We start from the raw sequence: 25,412 nt of genomic DNA, 5'->3' as shown, positions 1-25,412 counted from the left end.
CTTGGTGCTTTGTTATTAATTAATTGAAAAATAAATAAATTTACCCTGTATTTCACCCTAGGGGTACAAAGTGGGGTGTCGCAGATTTTTCCCATGTTGATAGTTCAATATAAACAAAGGCTTAATCTCTGTATGGGCGGCATGATGTAATAAACATCATCTCCTAAGCACTACACGCTTTAGAAAAACCCTAACAGTTTGATGTTAGGGTTTTTTTGTGTCTTTTTGGTAAGATCTTAATACCAGCCTCAGCGAGTCGCTCGGTGTATCTTTTGGAGAAATATTGTCTCCCTTTATCACTTTGGTGGATCAATCCTCTTGGAGCACTAGGGGGCTAAATAACCTGAGCTTTGGATAATTAATGCCTTTCTAGCAGCCAGTTTTAGCGCTAACTGCGTTGAATTCACTTCCAATCTAGCTATTGGTACGCTTATTTACAGGATGTAGGTATCAGAGCGGTAGCAGGACGCGATAGGGGAGCTATCTCTAGATAAGGCAATAATCTAATGTTTTAAAAAATGGGTTAGAAAATTCCTTACCCAAACCCTAGATTAAATAGCTTGTTCTAATATGCGAGTCGTCCTTCAGATTGGTTGAGGGGGGAAGGGGCAGATGTAGCTGAGTTTTAGGCCTTTTTACCCTTCCTCTTAGTGATTAGGCATAAACTTTGCTCAGTTTATACCGTCATTAATACAAGCGAGCAATTTCTTGATTATTTGGAAAGTTTATCGAACGCACACTGACTTACTGATCTTAGCAACATTAAACTAATTCTCACGGTATTTGTAGCCTACGTCACTGAGTGTACTTGTATCTTCAGCATGGCTTTTAACTGGAGAATATCGCTGCCCCAAGTGCGGCTATGTCTATGTGCGCCCCTTTCTGCCATGCTTATATCGATATAAAAGTAACCCACACTATGGCTATCATCGCGCTGAATCTGGTTGAAACCATTTATCAATAACTTCGGTCTACTATTATATTGATGTAAATGTAGCCAAATGTCACACTGAGTAAAATGATGTGATTTTGCTTTACTTCGTTCATTGAAGGAGTAAGGTAATGATGAAGTTAGAAGGAGACCTAAGATGAAAACTAAAATTAAAATATTTGCTTTGTTAATGATTCCCTTTTGGGTTAATGCAGGTGAAGTCGCAGTGACTTGGAAGGATTTTAAAGAGTATCGTGATGTAGAAGCTGGTAATGAAACCCGCGGTGCTTTTCACCAAAGGGTTGAAAAGCAACTTACCATGCATTTAGAAAAGTTAGCAGCTCAATTGCCTGAAGGACAAAAACTGGCGATTAGTTTTGATGAAATTGATTTAGCCGGAGATGTACATTACGGTATAAACGAAGTTCGTGTCATTAAGCCAATTCATTTTCCACGTTTTGAGATCAGTTATAAACTTACTGACAAAACTGGCGTTACGCTGAGTGAAGGGCAAGGCGTAAAACTCAAAGACATGGCGTTTATGGATAGAATCAAGATGGGATTAGATGAATCCTTTTACTACGAAAAGCGCCTGTTGACCGATTGGTTTGAAGACGAGTTGATGAAATAGTTGGTATATTTTCAACATTTTAGGGAGAGCAAATGAACTAGGCTCTCCTTTCATCCTTTAGAATAAAGTATTCTAAATCAATGTTTTAGAGGGTTTCACTGCTGCGGAGCAGTGGTAATTCCTTATTTTTAGCGCTAGAGATATTTTTCCTGCCAAAAATACATGTTACTGTTTCCTTTGGGTTGCTAAAAATTCTATCAGTAACTCACCACTTATTTCGTGCTTATAGTAGCAATAGGCCATAGCTAAAATCATAGCAATTTTCTTGTTATTGTTTTGTGAGCTTGTTGTTATTTTGTTGACTTTTTTATTTCAGAATGTATATTCTGTTTTTTGGGGAGCCTATGGGAAGAACGCGAGAGTTTGATGTCGATAAAGCATTAGAGCAAGCGACTATCTTGTTTTGGAAGCAAGGGTATAGAAGTACTTCCATGGAACAGTTGGTCACTTGTACAGGTGTCAGTCGCTACGGGTTTTACCAAGAGTTTGGTAATAAAAAGGAATTGTTTCAACGCTGTTTGCAAGAGTATTCTCTGCGTAAAATCGGTCCTGGGCTTAAACGCTTAAGTACAAGCGATGGAAGCTTGGCAGACTTAGCTGCATTTTTTAATTTGTACAGTCAGAATATTGCAGAGCATGGAGCCAATGGTTGTTTAATCTGTAATACGGCCACTGAAGTAGGCGAGTCGGATCCGGATATGAACTCTGCGGTGCAGCAAGTTTATAGTGCATTGAGTGCGCAGTTTCGAGATTTCATTGAAAAAGCTCAAGGGCAAGGTGAAATTCGCAAAGAAATTGACGCAAATAGCTTAAGTTTTTGTTTACTTGGCGTGCTTCAAGGCGTAGCCGTAATGGCTAAAGGAGATTTCCACCGTGAAACCTTACGACATTACTTAACTACGATTTTTGACATGATGGCGCAAAAGTAACGAGAGCAAAATGTCGTGATCAATATGTAGATTGAGTGATCAGCTAAGATTGCTCAAAGCGTGTGCTTAATTGCTAGAAGTGATAGTTAGGAAAAGCTTTTAGCTATTTTTTTGTATTATATCAGAATGGTTATTCTGTTATTAAGGAGAGACAATGGGATCATCGCTAGAAGGAGTTGCTAAGCGACTCGGTGAGTTTGTCACTAGATATAAATACCTGTGTTTAATCCTCAGTATCGTGTCTTGTATTGGAATTGGTATTGGGGCAAAAGGATTAACCTTTTCAAACGACTATCGGGCATTTTTTAGCCCTGCAAATCCAGAGCTTTTGGCATTTGAAGCTTTTCAGGATAAGTACACCAAGAACGACAATATTCTTATTGTTGTTCATCAAAAAGCGGGCAATGGATTATCCAAGCAGCATGCAATGGTGGTTGAGCAGCTCACAGAAGCCGCTTGGCAAACCCCTTATGCCAGTCGAGTCGACTCTGTGACTAACTTTCAGCATAGTTATGCTGAGGGAGACGAACTGATCGTTGCGGACTTGATGAAAAATACAGAATCACTAAGTGAAGCTGAGATTTTACAAAAAGCGGAGATCGCACAGCAAGAACCTTTGTTAAAGCAGCGATTAATCGCAAATAACGGTAAAACGACCGGAATCAATATCACTGTTCAGTACCCAGGAGAATCACTGACAGAAGTACCAACCGCGGTAAAATACGTCCGCGAAATAGTGACAAAAGCACAGCAGGAGAATCCTGATTTGGTGTTTGCTCTGTCAGGTATTTCAATGCTAAACAATGCATTTAGTGAGTCAGGGCAACAGGATGCAGAAACCCTTACACCTATTATGTATTTGGTTTTGATCATTGTAATGTACTGTGGGTTACGCAGCTTCCCTGGGACAATTGCGGCTGTTTCAGTGGTGATTTTCTCAAGCATAGTCGCAATGGGAGTAAGCGGCTACGCAGGCATTCAATTAACCCCGATCTCAATAACCGCACCGACTATTATTCTCACCTTGGCAATAGCCGATAGTATACATGTATTACTGTCTTACTACGCTGCAAGAAAAGCTGGGCACAAAAAGAATCAAGCGATTATTGAAAGCTTAAGAATTAACTTTATTCCCGTATCCATTACCAGTTTGACGACTGTAGTTGGCTTCTTAACATTGAACATGTCGGATGCGCCACCGTTTGCTGATCTGGGTAATATTACTGCATTTGGTATTGCCGCGGCTTGGGTATTGTCACTAATTTTACTTCCAAGTCTTATCGCTATTTTGCCCGACAAAAAGAGCTACGCAACGCGTACAAGCAAGTTATCTCACTACCTCGGTCGCTTTGGTGGTGTCGTCGCGCAGCAGTATCGTGCAATTTTGTTACTTACCCTTGCTGCTATTGCTGCAAGTGCATATGTGGTTCCCAACATTGATCTCAATGATGAGTTTGTAAAGTACTTTGATCATCGTGTTGAATTTCGTCGTGATACCGACTTTACCATGGAAAACCTCACTGGCATTTATGTGGTGGAGTTTGATGTGGAAAGTGGCAAAGTCGGCGGGATCAGTGAACCTGAATACCTCACTAATCTTAACCAGTTTACCCAGTGGCTGAGAATGCAACCTGAGGTGGTTCATGTTTACAGTTATACGGATATTGTTAAGCGTCTCAACAAAAATATGCACCAAGATGATGCGGGTATGTATCGCCTACCAGCAGACAGAGAATTGGCTGCACAATACTTACTGCTTTATGAAATGTCGTTGCCATTCGGGCTCGATCTAACGGATAGGATCAGCATGGATAAATCGGCAACTCGAGTGAGTTTGACTTTGGATAATCTCTCAACTGGTGAGATCCAGTCTTTCATCGCCCGCACTGAGGCTTGGTTAGTCGAGCATACTCCCGATCCCATGCATGCGAAAGCAACGGGAGCGACAGTAATGTTTTCGCATATTTTCCAGCGTAACGCTGAGAGCATGCTCAGTGGTAATTTAATCGCGGTGATTGTGATCACCTTGATAATGGTGATGACGCTAAGAAGCATTAAATACGGAGTTGCAAGTATTCTTCCCAATACGATCCCTATGCTCTTTACCTTCGGTATCTGGGCTTTATTGGTTGGTCAGGTAGGCGTGGCTGCGGCAACGGTAACTTCTACCTCTTTGGGGATCATTGTTGATAATACCGTACACTTCTTGTCCAAATATTTACGGGCGAGACGTGAGCAAGGGCTAGATCCTACCGCTGCTGTCAAATATGCCTTTGAAACGGTTGGTGAAGCCATTTTACTGACTACGTTTATTCTCGCTGGCGGCTTTGCAGTGTTGGCTTATTCCACTTTTATGATTAATGCACAAATGGGGCTGCTAACCGCGTTTGCCATTGTTATGGCACTTATCGTGGACTTTTTATTCTTACCCGCGTTGCTTATGTTGCTGGCAAAAAGATCAGAACAAGCAAGCAAAGCGTCTATTCAAGAAGGAACGAAAAATGAAATCTACAACGTCTAAGTTATTACCGCATTTGGCAATCGGGTTTATGGTTATGTCATTTGCTATTCATGCAGCACCAGACAACCTAGGTTATGACATTGCAGCAAAAGCAGACCGCTCAGATCGAGGTTTTGAGGTCAGTGCGGTTGATGTGAAAATGCGTTTAATAGACAAAAAAGGCCAAGAAACTCAGCGTCTATTAACCATGAAAACCATGGAAGTAGCAGACGAAGATAAAGGTGATAAAAGCCTTATCATTTTTAATTCTCCAGCAGACGTAAAGGAAACCAAGCTGCTTTCACATGCACAAATTATTGATGCCGATGATCAATGGTTATATTTGCCTGCACTGAAGCGTGTTAAACGGATCTCTTCTGCAAACAAATCAGGCCCATTTGTTGGGAGTGAGTTTGCATTTGAAGACTTTACTGCTCAAGAACTCAACAAGTACAGCTACGAGTATGTATCAGAAGCTCCCTGTGGTGAGCTGACTTGTGCAGTGATTGACCGGTTTCCTAAGTATGAGAACTCGGGCTATACCAAACAACGTGCACTAATAGATACCCAAGACTATCAAGTTAGAAAAATAGATTTTTACGATAGAAAAGGGAGTCATTTGAAAACTTTGAGCTTAGATAATTACAAGTTATATCAGCAGGCATATTGGCGTCCGCTTACCATGACGATGGAAAACCACCAGTCGGGAAAAAAGACCGTACTAGAGTTTTCAGACTACCAATTTGATATTGCATTGAGCGCTCGTGACTTTGTTAAGTCATCGTTGAAATAGGGGGCCGTATGCAACTCAAGGCGATGCTTGCTGTTGTGCTCTGTTGCACTCCATACGCGAAAGCTGACGTGGAATGGCAAAGTAGCACCAGCATTGACCTTAGCACTCGGCAGTATAATGGCTCTCCAATGAGAGCCTCGCAACTTGACCGAGAATTTGATGCTAAATTAGTGTGGGAGTTGGACTTCGAAAACCCCAAAACCGGTTTGAGCGGTGGATTTAAACCAGTATTGAGTGCTGCAAAAAATGCGGCAATACGGGCATTCGATATTCAAGAGGCATATATCGCTCGCCCATTTTCACAAGGACAGCTCAATGTTGGTGTGAACACCATCTTTTGGGGGGTAGCAGAGTCACGTCATTTGGTTGATATCGTCAATCAAAAGCAGCCAACACGAAACCTTGATAACGAAGCTAAGCTTGGAGAATTGCTCTTTCACTATCAGCATTTTACTGATAATGGTCACTGGTTTGCCATGTCTTTGCCTTATTTTAGAGAGCGTGATTTTGGGCTTCCCGATGATCGCTTATCGTTGCCGGTAGCTGTAACCGATACTCAGTTTGTGGGCCGAGATGGTAATTACAGAGGAAGCTATCTATTCGGTTACCGAGGCGTGCTAGGAGACTGGGACGTTGGCACTTACTACTTCGACGGCATTGATAGAGAGCCGGTATTACAAGCCCGTGATCATCAAGGGTTTAATGCAATTTATAGACGCCTGCAACAAACGGCTTTGGATTTACAGTGGACATCAGAGTACCTGCTAGGGAAAGTTGAGGCGGTGCACCGTCATCACCCTATGGGAGGAAAAAGCTGGGCTTATGTTGTGGGTGGTGAATATTACTTTTACGGCATCGCAGACTCTAGCAAAGATCTCAGTTTGCTCATGGAGTTACACAGAGATACAGAGACTCAAGTGACGCTTAATAGGCTATACCAAGATGCGACATTTATTGGGATGCGCCTAGCTTGGAATGATGTCGATGACACAAGCATGATAACTGGGATTTTACTGGATAACGATACAGGTGCTCACACCTTTAAAACTGAATTTTCGACTAGACTCTCCAGTCACCTGAGTCTAGCGCTAGAAGCGAACTTATTTTTAGAGCAAACCCAAAGAGATGCAACTTATGGGTTTAAAGATGATGATTTTATAGAGCTTAGGCTGACTTACTACCTTTAAGGAGAAATTATGGTAAGCCAATACGCAGATGTATTGATTATTGGTGGTTCAATGGCGGGAGCTTGCTTGGCAAGGCAACTTAAATTGGCTCACCCAGATATGAAAATTACGGTAGTGGAGAGAAAACAAGCATTTAATAGCTGGGTAGGTGAGTCGACGTTGGAGTCTTTTTGGGACTATATGGCAAATGATTTAAAACTAGGTTTTTATCTCGAAGCCAATCACCTATATAAACATGGGCTGCGTTTTTACTTTGATAGCGACAACCGTGATTTAAGTGTTGAAGAGCTCAGTGAGCTTGGTCGTAGTTGGTATCACGGCATTCCGGCTCATCAGATTGACCGTGAAAAGTTCGACAATGACATGGTGAAATTTAATCGAGAGCTTGGTATTGATGTCGTAATGGGCACCACAGTGAATGAAATTCACCTTGATGCCGAGCAAGGGCATCAAGTTATTACCAATAATAGTAAATATACGTGTCGTTACCTTGTTGATGCTTCAGGATTTAACTCTCCACTGGGCAAACAGCTTGGGTTAATTGAATCACAAAACGATCGTCATCCGGTGAGTTCATACTGGGGAAGGTTTAAGCATATTGAGCTGATAGATCATCTTGGCAGTGATGAGTGGCGCGCTCGTGCTAACTTTACCAGCAGAGCACTGGCTACTAACCACTTTATGTACAAGGGTTATTGGATTTGGCTAATTCCACTAAATCAAGACACTTTTAGTATTGGTATTACCGCTAAGAATAATGAAGTGAACTTGAATATACGCTCGGCAGAAGAGTTTGAGCAATTCTTGCGTTCTCATCAAGCGCTCAATGAAATCCTAGGTCAGCACGCTGAATTATTAGACTATACCTCGATGAAGCGATTATCAAGAAAGGCAAAGCAATCCTTTTCGACAGATCGTTGGTTCTTAACTGGTATGTCGTCGGCCTTTTTAGATCCCTTGTTATCACCAGGTTCTGCCTACTTAACTGATGCCAACCGCATGATTGGAGAGCTGATAGATGCAGATATGGCTAAAGATACCGCAATGTTCGAGGGGAAAACTAAGGCGTTTAATGCTTACTTACTGGCTTGGTACGAAAGCTTTATGTTGCATATTACAGGTAATTACCACGGCAGTTATGAGGTCCACAAAACCCACTTCGAAGCATTATTAATGCACTGGTTTGGCTTTATTTTACCCTCTTCTATGTCACGTCGTTTTGGTTACTGTCCTAGTCAACATGGTATGAGCCAAGAAGCGTTAAACGACAAAGCCATTGCAATGATCGAAAATGCTGCAATTTCACGCATTCATGTACTTAAAGACGAATTTATAAATTTAATCAGAGGCCATGAGTATCGTCATAATCGTGGTCATTTCTTTGATATTGAGTTGACTCGGCAGCGAATGAAGCACGCGCATACTAGAGGCTGCATGCTAGATGACGCTGCAATTGAAGCACTAGACCAAGCATTGCTCGAAGTAACCTATCAAGGTTTTTTACGTAGTTTATGTGACATTCAAAAAGTAGATTTTGACGAAGAAAAAATGCCGATGGTGGTACAAGCCGCTATCACAGATAAATTATCACTAACTCACGCTATGCAGCTTTTTCACATATAAAAATTAGGCAAGGAAAATGGAAAATTTAGCTACTCAACACCGCATTCAGGACTGTCAAATACAGTCATTGGCAGAGGATATTATTGCGCTTATCTTTGAACAGCGCCGCTTGTTACCTGTAGAAGACGATGCACCTTTTATAGAACAGATTGCGGGCCACGTTGAAAAAGTTGAGCAGTTCATTGCGAACAACCAACCCATTAATATGGTCTTACCTGCTTTTCCTGCGAAGTCACCGAATAGAAGTAAAACATTGGGCTTCTTGCCGGATCAGGGCGAATTTTATGCTTTTGAACGTTTAGTTAATCTGTGCAAACAGATTGAATCTATTTATGAGCCAGGCGCCAAAGTGACCATTTGTTCCGATGGCCGCGTGTTTGCTGACATTATTCATGTTACAGACTCCCATGTGAGCCAGTACGTAAATACATTACGTCTTTATGCCGCTCGCCATTATCCTAATTACTTTGAATTCTTTAATCTCGAAGACGTATTCGACAAGGTCGATGACTTTGCTGTGCTGCGTGAAGAGCTGATGATCCGCTACGGAGAAAGCTTGTCAGACTTACGTCAACGAGTAAAAAATGAAAAAGAAGCTTCTACTATGTATAAAGGCATCACGCGCTTTATGCTGGAAGATTTCTCTGGCATTGATAAGTTTTCAGATCACAGTCGCACGGCATTACAAAAAATTGCCAAGACCGCGGCATATCGTGTGATCCAGCGAAGTAACGCTTGGAGCCGGTTATTAAAAGATCACCTCCCAGAAGCGCTGCGTTTATCTATTCACCCGCAGTACTTGGTTTCTGAAAAAATAGGCATTTCACTGGTATCACAATCAGACGTGTGGACTACACCATGGCATTCTGTGTTGGTGAAAGATAAAGAAAATTATCAGCTAATGCCCCGTGAACAAGCAGAGAAACTCGGCTGTGTATTGGTGTTTAATGAAGGCCGAGCCAGTCACTTTGAACGTATTCATCGAGGAGCAGAGTGATGGATACGATCAAAGCCTTGGATAGTGTAGGGGTGGTTATTGATGCAAATTCTATGGCTTGCCAACGGGTTGAGCGTCTTAATATCGCATCATTGATCGACGAAATATTTTCTCAAGGATTGGTCGTGCTCAAAGGATTTGAGCCTCTGTGCGATGCTGATATGGAGTTAGTGGCTAAAGAAATCGGTCCGCTGTTACGCTGGGATTTTGGCTATGTTCTTGATTTAAAAATACAAGAACAGCCACAAAACCATATTTTCAGTGAAGGTAAAGTTGAGTTGCATTGGGATGGGGCGTTTGCCGCTGAAGAACCGAGGTTTAACTTTTTTCAGTGTTTGCAAAGTAGTTCAACGTCTGGCGGTGGAGAGACGACATTTTTAAATACCACACGACTACTAGAAAGCTTACCTATCGATACTATTGAGCAATGGAAGCAAATCAAGATCCGCTACGAAACCGAGAAAAAGGCCCATTATGGCGGTGTGATTGAAGTACCATTAATCAGTCGCCACCCTAAAACTGGCAAACTTCGGATGCGTTATATTGAACCTTTCAATGAAGATAATATGGCAGTGAACCCCGTTGAGACGCAAGTCATTGGATATGACAGCTATCGTAGCGATACCTTCTTGAAAGAAATGAATGATCTACTCTATTCATCGCGTTATTTCTATAAGCATAGCTGGAGTAAAGGCGAGTTTGTGCTTGTTGATAATCTAGCGCTTTTACATGGTCGCAGCCGCTTTGAAGGAAGTGGCTTAAACCGCCACTTAAAGCGCGTACATATTTTATAGTCACCCTTCAGTATGACTTTCCCATAGCTCACAAGGACGTGAGTTTTTTATCGACAGAGATTTAGTACGTCGTTTAGATCGCTAATAATGGCATCAGGCTTACTTTGTGAGATAGGATCACCGTGGTTATAACCGTAATCTACTGCGATAACTTTACAGCCTGCGTTGCGTGCTGTTGTAACATCATTGATAGAGTCACCAACATAAAAGCCATCTTGTATCTCACAGCCCAAGGTCTTCACCGCTGTAAATAGGGGCAGAGGATCGGGCTTTTTTCTTGCTAGGCTATCGGCACATACAATCGTGTCAAAGCATGCTTCAATTTCTAAGTGAGCAAGTAGTTTATGGGTGTGGGAGGTATTTTTGTTGGTCACTAAAGCCAGCTTTATTCCTTGTTTTTGTAACGCTTCCAGCGTGGTTTTGGCATTTGGGAATAGGCAGGATGAGCGAGTCACACTGTCATCGTAAATGCATTCGAGTAAGCGAGTGGCTTCGCTTCGGTCCACAGTTTTGTTTTGATGAAAATCTAATGCGCGCTCGGTGAGCTTAGCTGTTCCGTTTCCTATCCAAGTTTTGACGAGGCCAAGTTCTATGGTTGCTAAATTATAATGTTGCAATGTGGCGTTTAATGCGTAAGCAATATCTTCTGCGGTACTTACTAAGGTGCCATCTAGATCAAAGCCTACCCAAGCTGGGGATGTAAACATGATTTCTTCCTTGTGCAATTTGGCCTCAATGATACCAAATGTATTAAGTAAATGAGCTATTTAACCTGAACTCAAGACAACAACTTGTTCTCACGCAGTTGTTATCCCTTACTACAGCGTTAAATTTGCTTGCTATTAACGTAAGAAATAACTTCTGGCTGGCGTGATATTACGCTTTTGAATTTAGGCTACTTAAAAGTAGCAAGTAGCTGTAACAAGCTTTGTAGCTTTTTCACTACCAGCGCGAGCTGCTGCTCATCTATTTGTTCAGCTTTTGACAGGCCTTCAACATCGGCTGCAACGTCTAACACATAAGGTTTGAAACGCTTGGCTTCGAAGCTAAACCCCGCTTCTTCGGTGAATAATGCCTTAAACTTTCCATGACCTTGTTGTTGCAATTCGTCGAGCTTTTTATCCGCATCCAAAGCTTGGCGGTAAATGATCTTGAGGTTTTCATTTAGTTTTTCGATTACTGCTTGCATGGTCAGTCCCAGTCGCTTTATTAAAGGGCCATATTTTAAGGGTTTCGGTTGCAAATGTCAGGTGTAAATCTACACTAAAGCATATAGTAAAAAGGGATTGGGTATTTATCTTTAAATTTACCCTAAAGGTTTAATTTTGTATGCCGATAACTAATCTGATCCATCACAAAGTTAGGTAATCACTTATGAATATTTCCGGAAGTAACCTACCTGCCATGTCTGGAGCGAGCCAGAGCGGTGAAGTATACAGCGCTGCATTGGCAAAAAAGCAACAGCAAGCAGATGGACAAGCCGCGCTTGCGTTAATTGAATCTGCAGGAAGTAGTGCAGCTGCACAAACACCTGCTAAATCAGTAACCGCAACGTTAGGCAACAACATCAACACTTACGCATAAGTGTAGGTCTGATGGCACGTTGTCTTCGGTCTGTCCGATAGAAATGTGCAAAGCAATCGGTGCTAGGGTCATTAGCACCGATTTTTTGCAGATCTCATGTTATTTTGATATTTGCTCAGTTTGAGGGAGTAAAGTAGGCGCCAAATGCGTTTAAAGTCTCTTATTTCAGAACGGCTCGGTAGCAACATTTCCCCGTCAATTGCCAACATGTTTTTCTCGCCTCAAAATAAAACACTCATTATCCGAAGCTTAGATTAATTAAAGCTGTTGGCATAAATTTAGGTCAATAGGGGTTTTACTAGGTTGACCGCCAATTTCTCGCACTAACTTAGGTACCAAAAAACCCGGCAGTATTTCTAGGAGCTCTGCCATCATGGCTTTAGCGGTTGCCTCTTCTACATCAAAGTGACTTGCCCCTTCGACTTTATCTAATAGATGCAAATAATACGGCAGTATATCTGCGTCAAATAACGCTTCACTTAATTGCGCTTGGGTAGCAACGTCGGTGTTAATATCTTTTAGCAGCACGGCTTGGTTTAGCAAGGTTACGTTAGCCTGTTTGAGCTTTTGCATGGCGATTTTAAAGCTGTCGTCTATTTCGTTTGGATGATTAATATGATTAACCAGAATAATCTTTAAGTGGCTTTTGTTTAATCGCTGGCATAATGCTTCAGTGATCCTCGCTGGGATCACAACGGGTAAGCGACTATGAATTCTTAAGCGCTTGATTTGGGGCATTGCCTCTAACTGGTCAAGTAACCAAACCAGCATCTCATCTTTGGCCATTAATGGGTCGCCGCCGCTTAAAATGACTTCATTGATCTCGTTATGTGCACGTAAATAGTCAAATACAGGGGCCAAAGTTCGTTTATTCACTTGGTTATCCTGATATGGAAAGTGACGACGAAAACAGTAACGACAGTTAACAGCACACCCTGTTTTAAGCATCAATAGCACGCGAGAGCGATATTTATGCAGTAAACCGGGGACCGGTGCATCTTGTTCTTCGAGGGGATCTTTACTATATCCTGCTTGTGTCAAAAATTCTTGATGTACTGGTAGCACTTGTAATAGCAGAGGATCTTGAGGATCGCCATAGCGCATTTTAGCGATAAATGGACGAGGTACTCGCATAGGAAACAATCGCTTAGCTTCAAGGTCATGAGCATCAAAGTGCTCGCTTAACCCCAAGATGTTGAGTAGTTCTTGAGGGTCGGTGACAACATTTGCTAATTCTTTTTGCCAGTTAGTCTGCAAATTTACTTCATTTATTTGTATCATTAGCAGGTTAATTACTCGAATATACGTAGATTAGAGGATACGATGGCGAATTATAGCACCAACGAGTTCAAGGGCGGTCTAAAAATTATGATCGATGGCGAGCCTTGTTCTATCTTAGAAAATGAAATGGTCAAGCCAGGTAAAGGACAAGCGTTTAACCGCGTGAAAATCCGTAAGCTTATCTCAGGTAAAGTACTAGAGAAAACATTTAAGTCTGGCGATTCAGTAGAAGGTGCGGACGTAATCGATACTGATCTAGCATACCTATACACTGACGGTGAATTCTGGCACTTCATGAACAACGATACATTTGAGCAAATCGCGGCTGATGAAAAAGCGGTAGGCGAGAATGTAAAATGGTTAGTTGAAAATGATGTGTGTACTATCACGCTTTGGAACGGTAACCCAATCGCTGTAGCACCCCCTAACTTTGTTGAGCTTGAGATCACAGAAACTGATCCTGGCCTAAAAGGCGACACAGCCGGTACGGGTGGTAAGCCTGCAACATTGAGCACAGGGGCTGTTGTACGTGTTCCTTTGTTTGTTCAAATTGGTGAAGTGATCAAAGTTGACACGCGTAGTGGCGAATACGTAAGCCGCGTAAAATAAACATCACTTCAGCGAAAGCTAGTAATAAATCCCGGCATGTTGCTGGGATTTTTTTGGAGTAAAAAATGACGGTGAATGATTGGCAACCGAGCGCAACCATAGAAACACTTAAACAAAGAGCGGCAATTGTTGCCAAGATACGACACTTTTTTGCCAAGCGCGATGTAATGGAAGTGGAAACGCCGAGTTTGTCGCAGGCGTCAGTCACAGATCCTCATTTGGAGACGTTTCACACGCGCTTTGTTGGTCCAAACCACAGTCAAGGTCTCCCTCTTTATTTACAAACATCGCCGGAGTATGCGATGAAAAGGTTATTAGCAGCGGGTAGTGGGGCTATTTTTCAGCTTGGTAAGGCTTTTCGGAATGAAGAGTCGGGGCGTCATCATAATCCAGAGTTTACCATGTTAGAGTGGTATCGACCGGGTTTTGATGAGTTCGACTTAATGGCTGAAATTGATGAATTGATGCGAACTATACTTGACTGCCCAGCTAGTGAGTCTATGACTTACCAACAAGCATTTGTGACCCACTTAGGGTTTGATCCTTTGTCTATTTCGTTAGCTGACCTTAAAAAACAAGCTGAGCGATACGGCTATGGTGATATCGCTGCAATGGAGCAAAACCCAGATACGTTATTGCAGTTATTATTTTGTATGGAAATCGAGCCTAAGATTGGTCAGCAGACCCCTTGTTTTGTCTATCATTTTCCTGCATCACAGGCCGCCCTTGCAAAGCTCGATTCGAAAGACAAGCGAGTCGCTGGACGTTTTGAGCTTTACTATCAAAACATGGAGCTTGCTAACGGCTTCAATGAACTCACTGATGCCACAGAGCAGCGCGCTCGCTTTGTAGAAGACAATCAGCTAAGAAAAAATATGGGTTTGGCTCAAGTCCCTGCAGATGAAAGGCTACTCGCTGCACTTGATGCTGGAATGCCAGATTGTGCCGGAGTTGCACTGGGGATCGACCGCTTAGTTATGCTTGCGCTGAATAAAACCAATATTAGTGACGTGCTGAGTTTCGATGTTTCGCGGGCTTAACCGCTTGTATCTTAAAGCAATGCAATAACAAAAGCTTTGCCTTGTCTACCTTGGCGTGATGAGGATACGGTTGTATCGACGGAATTTTTTCGCCTCAAAATAGATCACTCAATTAAGCACATTGGTATAACAGCTGCTCCCTCATCAATGCGAAACAAATCGCGTAAGCTCTTGTTGGGTGGCTTCAGTGAGCTTTTGCGCACTTTGACATTCTGCTAATGCGCTATCTATTTGCGACTTCGATTGTTGCCCAAGTTCCACAATTTGTTGTACGGCTTGATGCGTATGCTTTTGCGTTTCTTCTAATTGGTGCACGGCACTGACGATCTCTTCTAGCTGCGCTTGGTTGCGTTCAAAGTCGTCACTCATCGAGATAAAGCCTTGCGAGGTTGAGCTAATCGCTTTCTCCGCTGACATTGAATGAGAAATTAATTGTTCGGATTCTTGGTTTGTTTCACCAACAAGCACATTCATTTTATTAATAAAGTCGCTGATCTGACGGGTAGCATCGTTTACTTTCACGGAGAGTGCGCGTACTTCGTCAGCAACTACTGCAAAACCACGACCGGCTTCGCCCGCTCTGGCTGCTTCTATCGCTGCATTTAGCGCCAGTAGGTTGGTTTGATCCGAGAATTCTTCCACCATTTTTAGAATACTACGAATATTTTCACTGTTCTCTTTTAAGCCTGAAACCGTCGATGAAAAATTCCCTAATAGGGTCGTGATTTGTTTTACTTCGGCAACGAGTTTTGTGATGGTTTGCGATGAACCACGAACAAAGTGAAGGCTCTCGGTATTGGCCTGATAAACTTGATCGGTATTATGCACAATGCTTTGTAGGCTATGAGTGACCTGATCGGATGCCGCGATGATGGTATCGCCTTGACTTAACTGCTGTTGACCATACGTTGCGGTACTTTGCATTGATGTTGTGATGTCACGGTTGCTTTGTGTTGCTGCCGCTGCGCTCTGATAGGTTTTTTCCAACAGCTCGCTGAGGTGCGTGGTAAACGCGTTATATTGCTCGCTCAGATCTCTAAACTCATCAAAGGTGAATTGTGGTAGCTTGGCATCCAAGTTGCCATCTTGGCGATTCGCACGTTCAAGCGAGGCTTGCATGGCTTGAACTGGCCTAACAATTAAAAAGCGCATATAGAAAATGGTGAATGCAAAAGCTGCAACAATGACCACGCTTAGTAGCCAGAATATAGCCATACCCGCGCCAGCTGCGGACAATTCCGAATACAGCCAAATTAAGCTGACGGCTTGAAAGAGGAATAAAAAGCCTAAATTACCAACAATTTTTCGCGTTAAGGTGAAGAAAAATGTCTCTTCTATAAAATTATAAATGCGCATATATAAACTCATATTGGGCTCATCATTGTGCCACTTTATTTGTCTCAGTATAGATGAGCTAAATGGAATAACAATGCTAAAGCGATCAAGTAGTTACTCTTTAGGACTAGCGTAAGCGCCAATCCCTTGTAAATACATTTTTGTTTGGCATGGAAAGTTAGTAAAAACACCGTCTACACCATAATCTAGCATCATATCTATGTCTTGCTGTTTATCGACCGTATAGGCAAATACCTTTAGGCCACGAGATTTGGCATCCAATACATACTCATGATTAATAAAGTTTTTATCCATGTGAATGCTGTAAGCATGGAGCGACTCTGCAAATTGTGCATAATGGACAGGAATTGAGGCTGTTAATGCGCCAATTCTAACCCAAGGTAATTTTTGCTTCAGCCACAATAGCTGATGGTGATCGAACGATGAGATCAATAATTGCTCCCGGGTGATCACACCTTGTTGAATATGTTCTTCAATGTAGGAAACGAATTTATCTAAACCAAAGGTATGCTTAAGCTCCAAGTTAATCGCGGTTTGCGTTCCTATAGTAGTAAAAACTTGTTGTAGGGTGGGGATTGTCTGGCCCCTTCCCGCATCTAAGGTCGCGAGATACGCTTGCAGTTGTTCGTTGACCCTACCGACCCCATTGGTGGTTCTATCCAGCCAAGTGTCGTGAATTATAGCATAATCATCAGCGCAGCTTTGCACATCCAACTCTATCCCATCAACGCCAATATGCAGAGCTGCTTCGATTGCCGCGATGGTATTTTCGGGGTAACTTCCACTGGCTCCACGATGCGCTAAGACTTGAATCATGCTTTTTTCCTTGTAATAGACCAAGTTTCAAAACAGGCTGCACTAACGACCAACAACCCGCCTATTAATGTTGTAAGTGTCAACGTTTCATGTAACAGAATATAAGCTAAAAGCGTTCCATACAATGGCTGCAGACAAGAAATTAACCCAGCAGTGGTGGCTGATAAATATCGTAGACTTGACGCAAAGAGCGCATGAGGAATAGCAGTAAAAACAGCGCCTGCCAAGACAATGAGGAGCAGGTTTTCATTAGAGACTTGCTGAATTGGAACCTCCACAAATGCCATGAGCATGACACAGGCTATCAGAGTCTGATATAGCATGGTATGTGGCCCACTATAATGAGAGAAAAAGCGTTTTTGTAAAAGATTACGTAAAGCAAACAGTGCACCAGAGCCTACGCCAGTAATGATGCCAAGTGTTACTTGATTGCCGAGGTTCGCCTCCGGTACTAACAAGTAAATGCCAAATAATACAGCCGAGGCACTGATAAAGTCTTTTAATTGCACTTGGCTGCGATTAAACAAAGGTTCTAAAAACACGGTGATAACGGGGTAGGTAAAAAACGCAATGATCCCGACGGCGATGCCTGCCATTTGCATTCCTGCAAAATAGGTTACCCAATGGAGTCCAACAATAACGCCAAGCATGAGTGCCACAAAATAGTCGTTACGGTGTTGCAGTTTGATTGGCTGCTGTCTTATTTTTAACAAAACCAACAACACCAAAAAAGCGACCGCGGTGCGATAAACGGTAATATCGAGTGCTGACAGCGAAATCAGTTTAGAAAATAATGCTGTTCCACCAAATAATAAAACGGCACTATGAAGGGACAGTAAAGCAGATTGTTGTGGGCGCATAGTAATTATAATGAACTATTTTTTCAGCAGTCTAACACTTTATTCCTTTACCATGACAAGATTGTTGTTGGTTGTCACTCAACATTGGGTAACAAAAACATGAGACAATAAAACTGAGAGAGAGTGATGTCGATTACCACAGAATATACCTTGATAGAAAAACGGCGCTCTTTTTGGAATGCGGGTCCATTGATTTTCTCTATCTTTTATTTTTTCCCGCTGGTTTTTACTTGGAAACTGTTGGGAGGGGTTGAGATTGCGCTACAAGCACTCATCTATTTTGGTTTTGTCATTTTGTATTGGCAAAGTATCGCAAAAACAGGGCGAATTTTATTACTGAACCTGTTCCTGATGACCGTATTGTGTGTGGTGGGTAGCTGGGTGACCACTGGGACGAGCACGTTATTTGGTTTTATCGCTTTTTTTTGTGGTTTTAATCTAACACCACGTTATAAAGTGTTTGGCCTTGTGGTACTGATGGCTATGGTGCTACTCACTGCGCAGTTTATTGCCGCTGCGCAAAGTGTGTATTTTCTGATGCCGGCATTGTGCGTTTCTTTTGGCCTGTTTGTTTTTGGATGGATGACCCACCGAGAGCGAGTACACCGGGAATTACAACGGCAGAGTGAGGAAGAAGTGAAACGTTTGGGGGCTGTGGCTGAACGTGAGCGTATTGCACGGGACTTACACGATTTGCTCGGCCATTCTCTAAGCTCGATTGCGTTAAAAGCAGAGCTTGCCAGTAAGTTTGCTGCGGCGAATGCTTATGAGCAAGCCCAATCTGAGGCCCTGCAAGTTGCTGAGCTTGCTCGAGCCGCTTTAAGTGAGGTGCGCCAAGCGGTGACGGGTTATCATCAACTTGCATTGGATGCTCAGCTCCATATTATGGCGTCTCGGCTAAAAGACAAAGGTATAGCGGTTTCACTTGAGCTTAATTCGGTATCACTGGATAAAGCAAAGGAAGCTTGTTTGTGTTTTTTTGCCAAAGAAATCTGTACCAATATTATTCGTCATAGTGATGCCGATCAGGTGAGTGTGCGGTTGCAACAAGGGGATGAGGGAGTGTCGGTGGAAATCAAAGACAATGGCTCTGTTAAAGCGATTAAAGAAGGTAATGGCTTGATGGGGATCCGAGCCCGTTTAAAAGAATGTGGTGGACAATTATTTTACAACACCGAACAGGGTGGATATTTTAAGGCTGTCATTAAGGAAGCGCTATGATTAAGGTTTTTATTGTTGAAGACCAAGCATTAGTAAGAGGGGCTATCGCGGCATTATTGGGGTTAGATAGAGATATTGAGGTCATTGGTGAGGCTGAAAATGGCCAAGTCGCTAAAGAAAAATTAGCACAACTGTCTCCTGATATTGTACTTACCGACATTGAAATGCCAAAAGTCACAGGGCTTGAACTAGCTCAACATGTACAACATAAGATGCCGACTTGCAAAACGGTGATCATGACGACCTTTTCTAAGGCAGGCTATATTCGTCGTGCCATCGCACTGGGGGTGAATGGATTTGTTCTAAAAGAAGCGCCAAGTGAGTATTTACTATCAACATTAAAAAAAGTGATGAATGGGCAGAAAGTCATTGACCCTGAGTTGGCTTTGTATGCGTTAGAAGATGCTGATCCGCTAACGGATAAAGAACGTAAAGCACTTCGCTTAGCAGGTGAAGGGTTAAAAACAGCCGAGATTGCTGGGCAACTATTTTTGAGTGAAGGGACGGTGAGAAACTATTTGTCTGACGCGATAGCCAAATTACATGCGACAAACAGAGTAGATGCGGCTAGAATCGCTAGGCAAAAAGGATGGCTGTAACTGGCTGTAATAGCATATATCCAGTTAATACTTCAAAATAATGTTACGCAGTACTATACTGCATTATTCACAAAGTAATGATAATGTATTAATTTTGAGTGCGATAATGGATCCGAAGTTGCTTATTCAAGTTACCGCAATAATGACTGTGGTTTGCTCGGTCTTTATGGCTGTAAACTGGTTTATCAATAAAGGGCTTCCTGGTGCTCGCGATTGGCTTGTTTTTATCACGCTCACGGCGCTAGGCTGTGGGTTGTTAGCAGCTTATTCACTGCCCGTCACTTTCTCTATTTTTATTCCTAACCTCGTGATTGCTATTGGGCTGTATTATCTCGTTCGAGGCACAGACAGGTTTTTTGGTGTAAAAAGTAACTATATGCCTTGGTACGTGCTTGCTGCACTAGGTATTCCGAGTTTTAGCTACTTTTTATACGCAGACTTTAACTTTATTGCGCGTGTTGCGATCAATTACTTGGCTTGGGCAATGGCGATGCTCTACTGCTTACGTGCTCTCAGCAAGGGCCAAAAAGTACTCTCTAAGGAGTTCAATGCTGCACACTGGGCATTTGGCATCTCCTGTTTAAGTTTACTCATTGTGTTTACCTTTAGAGTCGTTATGTTAGGCGGGTATTCGGTATCTGACAGCTTAGTGTCGACCAATTGGGTAAATCAATTTTTCGCTGTGTCTGTGAGCACGATGCCACTGTTGCTGTGTTTCTCGTTATGTTTGTTATGTAGTAGCCGCAGAGAAAAAGAACTGACTCGGTTAAAAGCCATTGCTGAGCAATCTGCACAGATAAAAGGCCAGTTTTTAACGTTATTGAGCCATGAATTAAGAACGCCACTGAATGCCATTGTGGGTCATGCTGAGTCACTCAAAAAAGTGCCGCGCGAGCCAAGTCGTCATGCTGAGCTGTGTGACGTTATTGTGCATGCCGCCATGTCGATGTCTGATTTGGCCAATCAGGTATTGCTGCAAGCTAAAGGCGAGTATGCCGCTCAAAATCGCGTGCCGGTTTCGCTATTTAACCTAGCGCAGGAGCTTATTCATTTATTGCAACCATTGGCGCTTGCTAAAGGATTGAAACTAAAAGTGGAGGTGAGGGGACTGTATCCTCAAGATGTACACTTGGTTGAGCAAGACACCTTATCCCTAGTGCTAAGAAATTTACTCTCTAATGCGATTAAATATACAGATAAAGGAGTAGTTACTCTTATCCTTGGTGCAAGTGGTAGAGAGCAAGATAGACAAACTATTCATTTTGCGATTAAAGATACGGGCAAAGGATTAACCGAAGCACAGCTAGAAACGCTCTTTGATCCTTTCGTCACCGTCGACAATGAGCAGTCCATTTCACAAAGTGCAGGGATTGGATTGGCGCTTTGTAAGCAATTACTACAAGGACTAGAAGCCGATTTGGAGGTAGATAGTCAGCTTGGACGTGGCACCGTATTCAGCTTTGAAGTAAGCTGCCAATGTTCAGATACGCCGTTGCAAAACATTGAGTCTCATACTGAAACACTGGCACTCAATGTACTGGTTATTGAAGACAATATAATGAATATTGAAGTGATCAGTAACTATTTAGATGAGATGGTGAGCGAATTTTCTATTGCTAAAACTTTGGCTGAAGCAGAAGAAATACTCGGTGAGCACAATTTTGATTTGGTTTTACTGGATATGCGCTTGCCTGATGGGAATGGCTTGGAGTGGTTTAAAGCCGGCTTCAACGAAATTGGTTTTACCTCGAACGTTAAGGTGGTTGCCTTGACCGGAGATGCCGACCCTGAATTAAAACGGCAATGTCTCAGGGCTGGGATGCAAGACTGCTTAACTAAGCCCATTATGCCAAGCCGCTTATATGCGGCGCTTGAGTGTGCAACCGTCAACCACACGACACAATTGTCACGGAAAACGTTAATTGAACGCAGTACTTTTATGGCGTTAGTAGAGCAAGAAGGCTCAGGTACGTTTACCACTAAGTTGATGTACTTAGCGGATAGATTTGAGTATGAACTTGCGCAAATCAAAGGTCTTTCAGAGCTAAATGTACTTGATTTGGCCTACGACAAGCTGACTTACATAGAAAATGAAGCCGCTCAACTTGGCATGACTGTTTTTGTTGCGCAAATACAAAGTGCCCGTGGACAATTAAAACACGCTGAGCAAGAGGTGGATTGGGATGGACTCGCAGTTGTGTCAAGGCAATCTGTAGAGCGTTTATTAGAGTTACATGCACAAATTACAGCGTACGAGTTAAACTCAGATAATCCAATAAATCTGTCTGCATAAAAAGATTCATGGATCTTGGCCTAGGTCATTGGACTATTTTGGGTTAAAATAACAGCATAGCTTATTTAACAAGACAGTAATGCCAAAACAGGATCCCTATCTCGATAGAGAACAGCAAAAATACGACAATCCAGTACCTAGTCGCGAATTTATTTTAGAACACATTAAAAGCGCGGCCAAACCACCTTCATTCTCTCAATTGTGTAACGATTTAAAAGTGCTAGACGATGAGCGTCAAATAGCGCTTAAGCGTCGTTTGCGTGCAATGGAGAGAGAAGGACAGCTACACTTCAATAAATTCAAGTGTTACGCCATTCCAAGCGACGATGGCTTAGTTAAAGGCCGTGTGATTGGCCATCGTGATGGCTTTGGCTTTTTAGAAGTGGAAGGCGAGCCAAAAGATTGGTTTATCACTAAGTATCAAATGGAGCGAGTGCTTCACGGTGATTGGGTATTAGCAAAGGCCGGAAGCCGAGGCTCAGGTGGCAAAGTTGATGCTCGAATCGTACGTGTGCTCGAGAAAGAGCGAGCGCCAGTGGTAGGTCGTTATTTTGTTGAGTTTGGCATGGCAGTCGTTGTGCCTGAAGATCCACGAATTACTCAAGATATCATTATCGTTCCAGGCCAAGAGAATGGTGCTCGCCATAATCAAATGGTGCAAGTAGAAATCACTCAAAGCCCAAGTAAACAAATGAATGCCATGGGTAAGGTGCTAGAAGTGCTTGGTGATCATATGGCGCCCGGCATGGAAATAGAAGTGGCACTTCGCAATCATGATATACCTCATGAATGGCCCGCTGAAGTGGAAGCGCAGGTAGCCAATCTTGGTGAATTTGTAGAAGAGTCTGCTAAACAGGGTCGCGTTGATTTGCGTGATTTACCGCTCGTCACTATTGATGGTGAAGATGCCCGTGACTTTGATGATGCAGTCTATTGTGAGCGTAAAAAATCTGGCGGCTGGCGCCTTTGGGTAGCCATTGCTGATGTTTCGCACTATGTTGGCAAAGGAACCGCGCTAGACAAAGAAGCCATTGAACGCGGAAATTCAGTGTATTTCCCTGAGCAAGTGGTGCCTATGCTACCAAAGGTACTCTCTAACGGTTTATGTTCATTAAACCCAAAAGTTGACCGTTTATGTATGGTCGCTGAAATGACGGTGTCTGAAGCTGGTCGACTGTCTGGCTATCGCTTTTATGAAGCGGTAATGAATTCTCATGCTCGGTTAACCTACACGAAAGTGCATGCCATTTTACAAGGCGACGAAAAGCTCAGAACAGAGTATCAAGGTGTTGTCCCACACCTTACAGAGCTTCACAATATGTACATGGCGCTAAAAGCGGCGAGACAGGAGCGTGGTGCAATTGAGTTTGAAACCCTAGAAACCCGCTTTGTTTTTAATGCACATCGCAAGATTGACTCTATAGTTCCTGTGGTGAGGAATGACGCGCATAAGCTGATTGAAGAATGTATGATTTTGGCGAACGTATCAGCGGCAAAATTATTGGAAAAGCATGAAGCACATAGCCTGTATCGAGTTCATGATGAGCCTGATCCTGAAAGGTTAAGTCAATTTAGACAGTTTTTACAAGACTTAGGGATTGAAAGTCAGCTACCCAACGATCCGTCTCCAGAGGAGTTAACCCAAGCACTTGAGTCACTTGGTGAGCGTCCGGAAAAAGAATTGATCCAGACCATGTTACTGCGTTCGATGAAGCAAGCTGTATATCAGCCTGAGAATATTGGTCACTTTGGGTTGGCATTAAAAGCCTATGCACATTTTACCTCTCCGATCCGACGTTACCCTGATCTGGTAGTACACCGTGCTATTAAAGGTATTTTGCAACAGCAACAACAGCCTACTAGCGGTGCTTATGTCTACAACGAAGATGAAGTAAAACAGCTAGGTGAACAGTGTTCTATGACAGAGCGCCGTGCTGATGATGCGACTCGAGAAGTAGCGGATTGGCTAAAATGCGAGTTTATGCAAGATCATGTGGGTGATGAGTTTACCGGTGTGATTTCCTCGGTTACGAATTTTGGACTATTTGTTAGGCTGGACGATTTACAAATTGACGGTATGATCCACGTAAGTAACCTAGGACACGAGTACTTTAACTTTGACGGTGCCAAGCAGTGCTTGATTGGTGAACATAGCCGCACAGTCTTTAGGTTAGGTGATAAGCTCAATGTCGTGGTGGCGTCTGTAAGCCTAGATGATCGTCGTATTAATCTAGCGTTGGCTGAAGAAGGTCAGCAAGACCGCTACGCAAGACGCAGAAAACCAACGAAAAGTGCTTCTAGCAGTGTTCGCGAACAACTCAAAGCAGGCAAGGTTCCCGGTGCTAAGCGTCGAGAAGAATCTGGTAGCGACAAAGATAATGGCGGTGGCAAAGCTAAAAAGCGTAAAAGAACCACGCCGAAAGGTGAGCTTAAAAAGGCCAAAAAGTCAGGCTCGCTAAAGTCAAAAAAGAAGTCGGCAAGTAAAAAAGCCAAGGCCAAACGCCCTGGTAAAAATGAAAGAAAGCGCAACAAATCATAAAGCGGGAGCTTTAACGTGAGTAACGAATTAATTTTTGGTTTCCATTCAATCGAAGCCATTTTGAATAACGCGCCTGAGCGCTTTTTAGAAATTTATGCATTAAAAGGGCGTGAAGATCAGCGCCTTAATCAAGTAGTTAATGACGCACGTAAGTTTGGTATTTCAGTTCAATTTATGCAGCGTAAAGCATTAGATAATAAAGCAAATGGTGAGCAGCATCAGGGCATTATAGCGAATGTAAAAGCGGCCAGACCTTATAATGAGAAAGACCTCGATGACATCATTCAACGAGAAACAACGCCGTTTTTCTTAGTGTTGGACGGCGTTACCGATCCGCATAATTTAGGAGCTTGCTTACGCAGTGCAGATGCAGCCGGTGTACACGGTGTAATCGTTCCAAAAGATAAATCTGCGAAGCTAAATGGCACCGCAAGAAAAGTAGCGTGTGGCGCTGCCGAAACGGTTCCGCTTATTCAGGTGACGAATCTTGCACGTACTTTGCGTGATATAAAAGAAGCGGGTGTGTGGGTTGTTGGCACTGCAGGAGAAACCGACACCGTAGTTTTTGACGCCAACCTAACAGGCCCAATGGCCATAGTGATGGGCGCTGAAGGCGATGGCATGCGTCGCTTAACACGCGAGCATTGTGATGAACTGGTAAAAATCCCCATGGTAGGCAGTGTTTCTAGCCTAAACGTGTCGGTCGCTACTGGCGTGTGTTTATTTGAAGTATTAAGACAACGCTCCGCGCTTTAATCCAGCGGAGCGCTGCCTTTAAAAGCTCGCAAGGTAAACTTGCTCCTACCATAAGTAGCAAAGTGCACCTATT

At 42.9% G+C, this 25,412-nt stretch carries 22 protein-coding genes; 16 read left to right on the top strand and 6 right to left on the bottom strand.

What is annotated here, in order from left to right; all coding sequences use genetic code 11:
- The first annotated feature begins 1,088 nt into the window (after positions 1-1,088).
- The 8 genes from CEX98_RS01385 (at position 1,089) to CEX98_RS01350 (ending at position 10,385) form a co-directional block, all read left to right on the top strand.
- Positions 1,089-1,562 carry a DUF3016 domain-containing protein gene (locus CEX98_RS01385; protein ID WP_099640357.1) on the top strand — a complete coding sequence of 158 codons (474 nt, stop codon included), beginning with the start codon at positions 1,089-1,091 and terminating at the stop codon, positions 1,560-1,562.
- Positions 1,563-1,906: 344 nt separating this feature from the next.
- A complete protein-coding gene (locus CEX98_RS01380) occupies positions 1,907-2,491 on the top strand; it encodes a TetR/AcrR family transcriptional regulator (protein ID WP_172439703.1) in 585 nt (194 codons plus the stop codon).
- A 154-nt stretch (positions 2,492-2,645) separates the two neighbouring features.
- Positions 2,646-5,012 (top strand): efflux RND transporter permease subunit, encoded by a 2,367-nt coding sequence (locus CEX98_RS01375; protein ID WP_099640355.1) that lies wholly within the window; start codon positions 2,646-2,648, stop codon positions 5,010-5,012.
- A complete protein-coding gene (locus CEX98_RS01370) occupies positions 4,993-5,784 on the top strand; it encodes an outer membrane lipoprotein-sorting protein (protein WP_099640354.1) in 792 nt (263 codons plus the stop codon). Before CEX98_RS01375 ends, CEX98_RS01370 begins: the two co-directional genes overlap by 20 nt.
- An 8-nt stretch (positions 5,785-5,792) precedes the next feature.
- Positions 5,793-6,971 carry a hypothetical protein gene (locus CEX98_RS01365; protein WP_099640353.1) on the top strand — a complete coding sequence of 393 codons (1,179 nt, stop codon included), beginning with the start codon at positions 5,793-5,795 and terminating at the stop codon, positions 6,969-6,971.
- A 9-nt stretch (positions 6,972-6,980) separates the two neighbouring features.
- Entirely contained in the window at positions 6,981-8,594 is a 1,614-nt protein-coding gene (locus CEX98_RS01360) for an NAD(P)/FAD-dependent oxidoreductase (RefSeq protein ID WP_099640352.1), read from the top strand.
- Between the two features lie 16 nt (positions 8,595-8,610).
- Positions 8,611-9,591 (top strand): isocyanide synthase family protein, encoded by a 981-nt coding sequence (locus CEX98_RS01355; protein WP_099640351.1) that lies wholly within the window; start codon positions 8,611-8,613, stop codon positions 9,589-9,591.
- On the top strand, positions 9,591-10,385 hold the full coding sequence (locus CEX98_RS01350) for a TauD/TfdA family dioxygenase (RefSeq protein ID WP_099640350.1): 795 nt from the start codon (positions 9,591-9,593) through the stop codon (positions 10,383-10,385). Before CEX98_RS01355 ends, CEX98_RS01350 begins: the two co-directional genes overlap by 1 nt.
- A gap of 47 nt (positions 10,386-10,432) precedes the next feature.
- Here CEX98_RS01350 and CEX98_RS01345 read toward each other — a convergent pair whose 3' ends face one another.
- A complete protein-coding gene (locus CEX98_RS01345) occupies positions 10,433-11,092 on the bottom strand; it encodes a phosphoglycolate phosphatase (protein ID WP_099640349.1) in 660 nt (219 codons plus the stop codon).
- Positions 11,093-11,280: 188 nt separating this feature from the next.
- Positions 11,281-11,574 (bottom strand): prephenate dehydrogenase, encoded by a 294-nt coding sequence (locus tag CEX98_RS01340; RefSeq protein ID WP_099640348.1) that lies wholly within the window; start codon positions 11,572-11,574, stop codon positions 11,281-11,283.
- 185 nt (positions 11,575-11,759) lie between these two features.
- Here CEX98_RS01340 and CEX98_RS01335 point away from each other — a divergent pair, with 185 nt between their 5' ends.
- A complete protein-coding gene (locus tag CEX98_RS01335) occupies positions 11,760-11,969 on the top strand; it encodes a hypothetical protein (RefSeq protein ID WP_010605836.1) in 210 nt (69 codons plus the stop codon).
- A gap of 258 nt (positions 11,970-12,227) precedes the next feature.
- Here the strand turns inward: CEX98_RS01335 and epmB are convergent, their stop codons facing one another.
- Positions 12,228-13,250, bottom strand: coding sequence for an EF-P beta-lysylation protein EpmB (gene epmB, locus CEX98_RS01330; protein WP_099640347.1), 1,023 nt, complete (start codon positions 13,248-13,250; stop codon positions 12,228-12,230).
- A 42-nt stretch (positions 13,251-13,292) separates the two neighbouring features.
- Here epmB and efp point away from each other — a divergent pair, with 42 nt between their 5' ends.
- Together efp and epmA are read left to right on the top strand one after the other, a co-directional pair.
- Positions 13,293-13,859, top strand: a complete 567-nt coding sequence (gene efp, locus CEX98_RS01325; RefSeq protein ID WP_099640346.1) for an elongation factor P — start codon at positions 13,293-13,295, stop codon at positions 13,857-13,859.
- A gap of 65 nt (positions 13,860-13,924) precedes the next feature.
- Positions 13,925-14,899 (top strand): elongation factor P--(R)-beta-lysine ligase, encoded by a 975-nt coding sequence (gene epmA, locus CEX98_RS01320; protein ID WP_099640345.1) that lies wholly within the window; start codon positions 13,925-13,927, stop codon positions 14,897-14,899.
- A gap of 144 nt (positions 14,900-15,043) precedes the next feature.
- On the opposite strand, the gene CEX98_RS01315 is transcribed toward epmA, so the two are convergent.
- The 3 genes from CEX98_RS01315 to CEX98_RS01305 all read right to left on the bottom strand — a co-directional run bounded on the left by CEX98_RS01315 (position 15,044) and on the right by CEX98_RS01305 (position 17,931).
- Positions 15,044-16,255: a methyl-accepting chemotaxis protein gene (locus tag CEX98_RS01315; RefSeq protein ID WP_099640344.1), complete on the bottom strand. Its 1,212-nt coding sequence runs from the start codon at positions 16,253-16,255 to the stop codon at positions 15,044-15,046.
- Positions 16,256-16,348: 93 nt separating this feature from the next.
- Complete coding sequence (locus CEX98_RS01310) at positions 16,349-17,071, bottom strand: glycerophosphodiester phosphodiesterase (RefSeq protein ID WP_099640343.1); 723 nt, start codon at positions 17,069-17,071, stop codon at positions 16,349-16,351.
- The gene (locus CEX98_RS01305) at positions 17,068-17,931 is read right to left on the bottom strand and encodes a DMT family transporter (protein ID WP_099640342.1); all 864 of its coding nucleotides are present in this window, start codon (positions 17,929-17,931) and stop codon (positions 17,068-17,070) included. The genes CEX98_RS01310 and CEX98_RS01305 overlap by 4 nt, the downstream gene beginning before the upstream one ends.
- A gap of 126 nt (positions 17,932-18,057) precedes the next feature.
- Between CEX98_RS01305 and CEX98_RS01300 the strand changes: the two genes are divergently transcribed.
- The 5 genes from CEX98_RS01300 (at position 18,058) to rlmB (ending at position 25,339) form a co-directional block, all read left to right on the top strand.
- Entirely contained in the window at positions 18,058-19,152 is a 1,095-nt protein-coding gene (locus tag CEX98_RS01300) for a sensor histidine kinase (RefSeq protein ID WP_099640341.1), read from the top strand.
- Positions 19,149-19,751, top strand: a complete 603-nt coding sequence (locus CEX98_RS01295; RefSeq protein WP_099640340.1) for a response regulator transcription factor — start codon at positions 19,149-19,151, stop codon at positions 19,749-19,751. Before CEX98_RS01300 ends, CEX98_RS01295 begins: the two co-directional genes overlap by 4 nt.
- 106 nt (positions 19,752-19,857) lie before the next feature.
- Positions 19,858-22,044, top strand: coding sequence for an ATP-binding protein (locus CEX98_RS01290; RefSeq protein ID WP_099640339.1), 2,187 nt, complete (start codon positions 19,858-19,860; stop codon positions 22,042-22,044).
- A 79-nt stretch (positions 22,045-22,123) separates the two neighbouring features.
- Positions 22,124-24,583, top strand: coding sequence for a ribonuclease R (rnr, locus tag CEX98_RS01285; protein WP_099640338.1), 2,460 nt, complete (start codon positions 22,124-22,126; stop codon positions 24,581-24,583).
- Between the two features lie 15 nt (positions 24,584-24,598).
- Positions 24,599-25,339 carry a 23S rRNA (guanosine(2251)-2'-O)-methyltransferase RlmB gene (gene rlmB, locus CEX98_RS01280; protein ID WP_099640337.1) on the top strand — a complete coding sequence of 247 codons (741 nt, stop codon included), beginning with the start codon at positions 24,599-24,601 and terminating at the stop codon, positions 25,337-25,339.
- The last annotated feature ends 73 nt before the right edge of the window (positions 25,340-25,412 follow it).

The sequence above is a fragment of the Pseudoalteromonas piscicida genome, from assembly GCF_002744175.1.
Classification (GTDB): Bacteria; Pseudomonadota; Gammaproteobacteria; order Enterobacterales; family Alteromonadaceae; genus Pseudoalteromonas; species Pseudoalteromonas piscicida_B.
The sequence above is the reverse complement of the archived record's forward strand: the minus strand, read 5'-3'. Positions and strand labels throughout refer to the sequence as shown.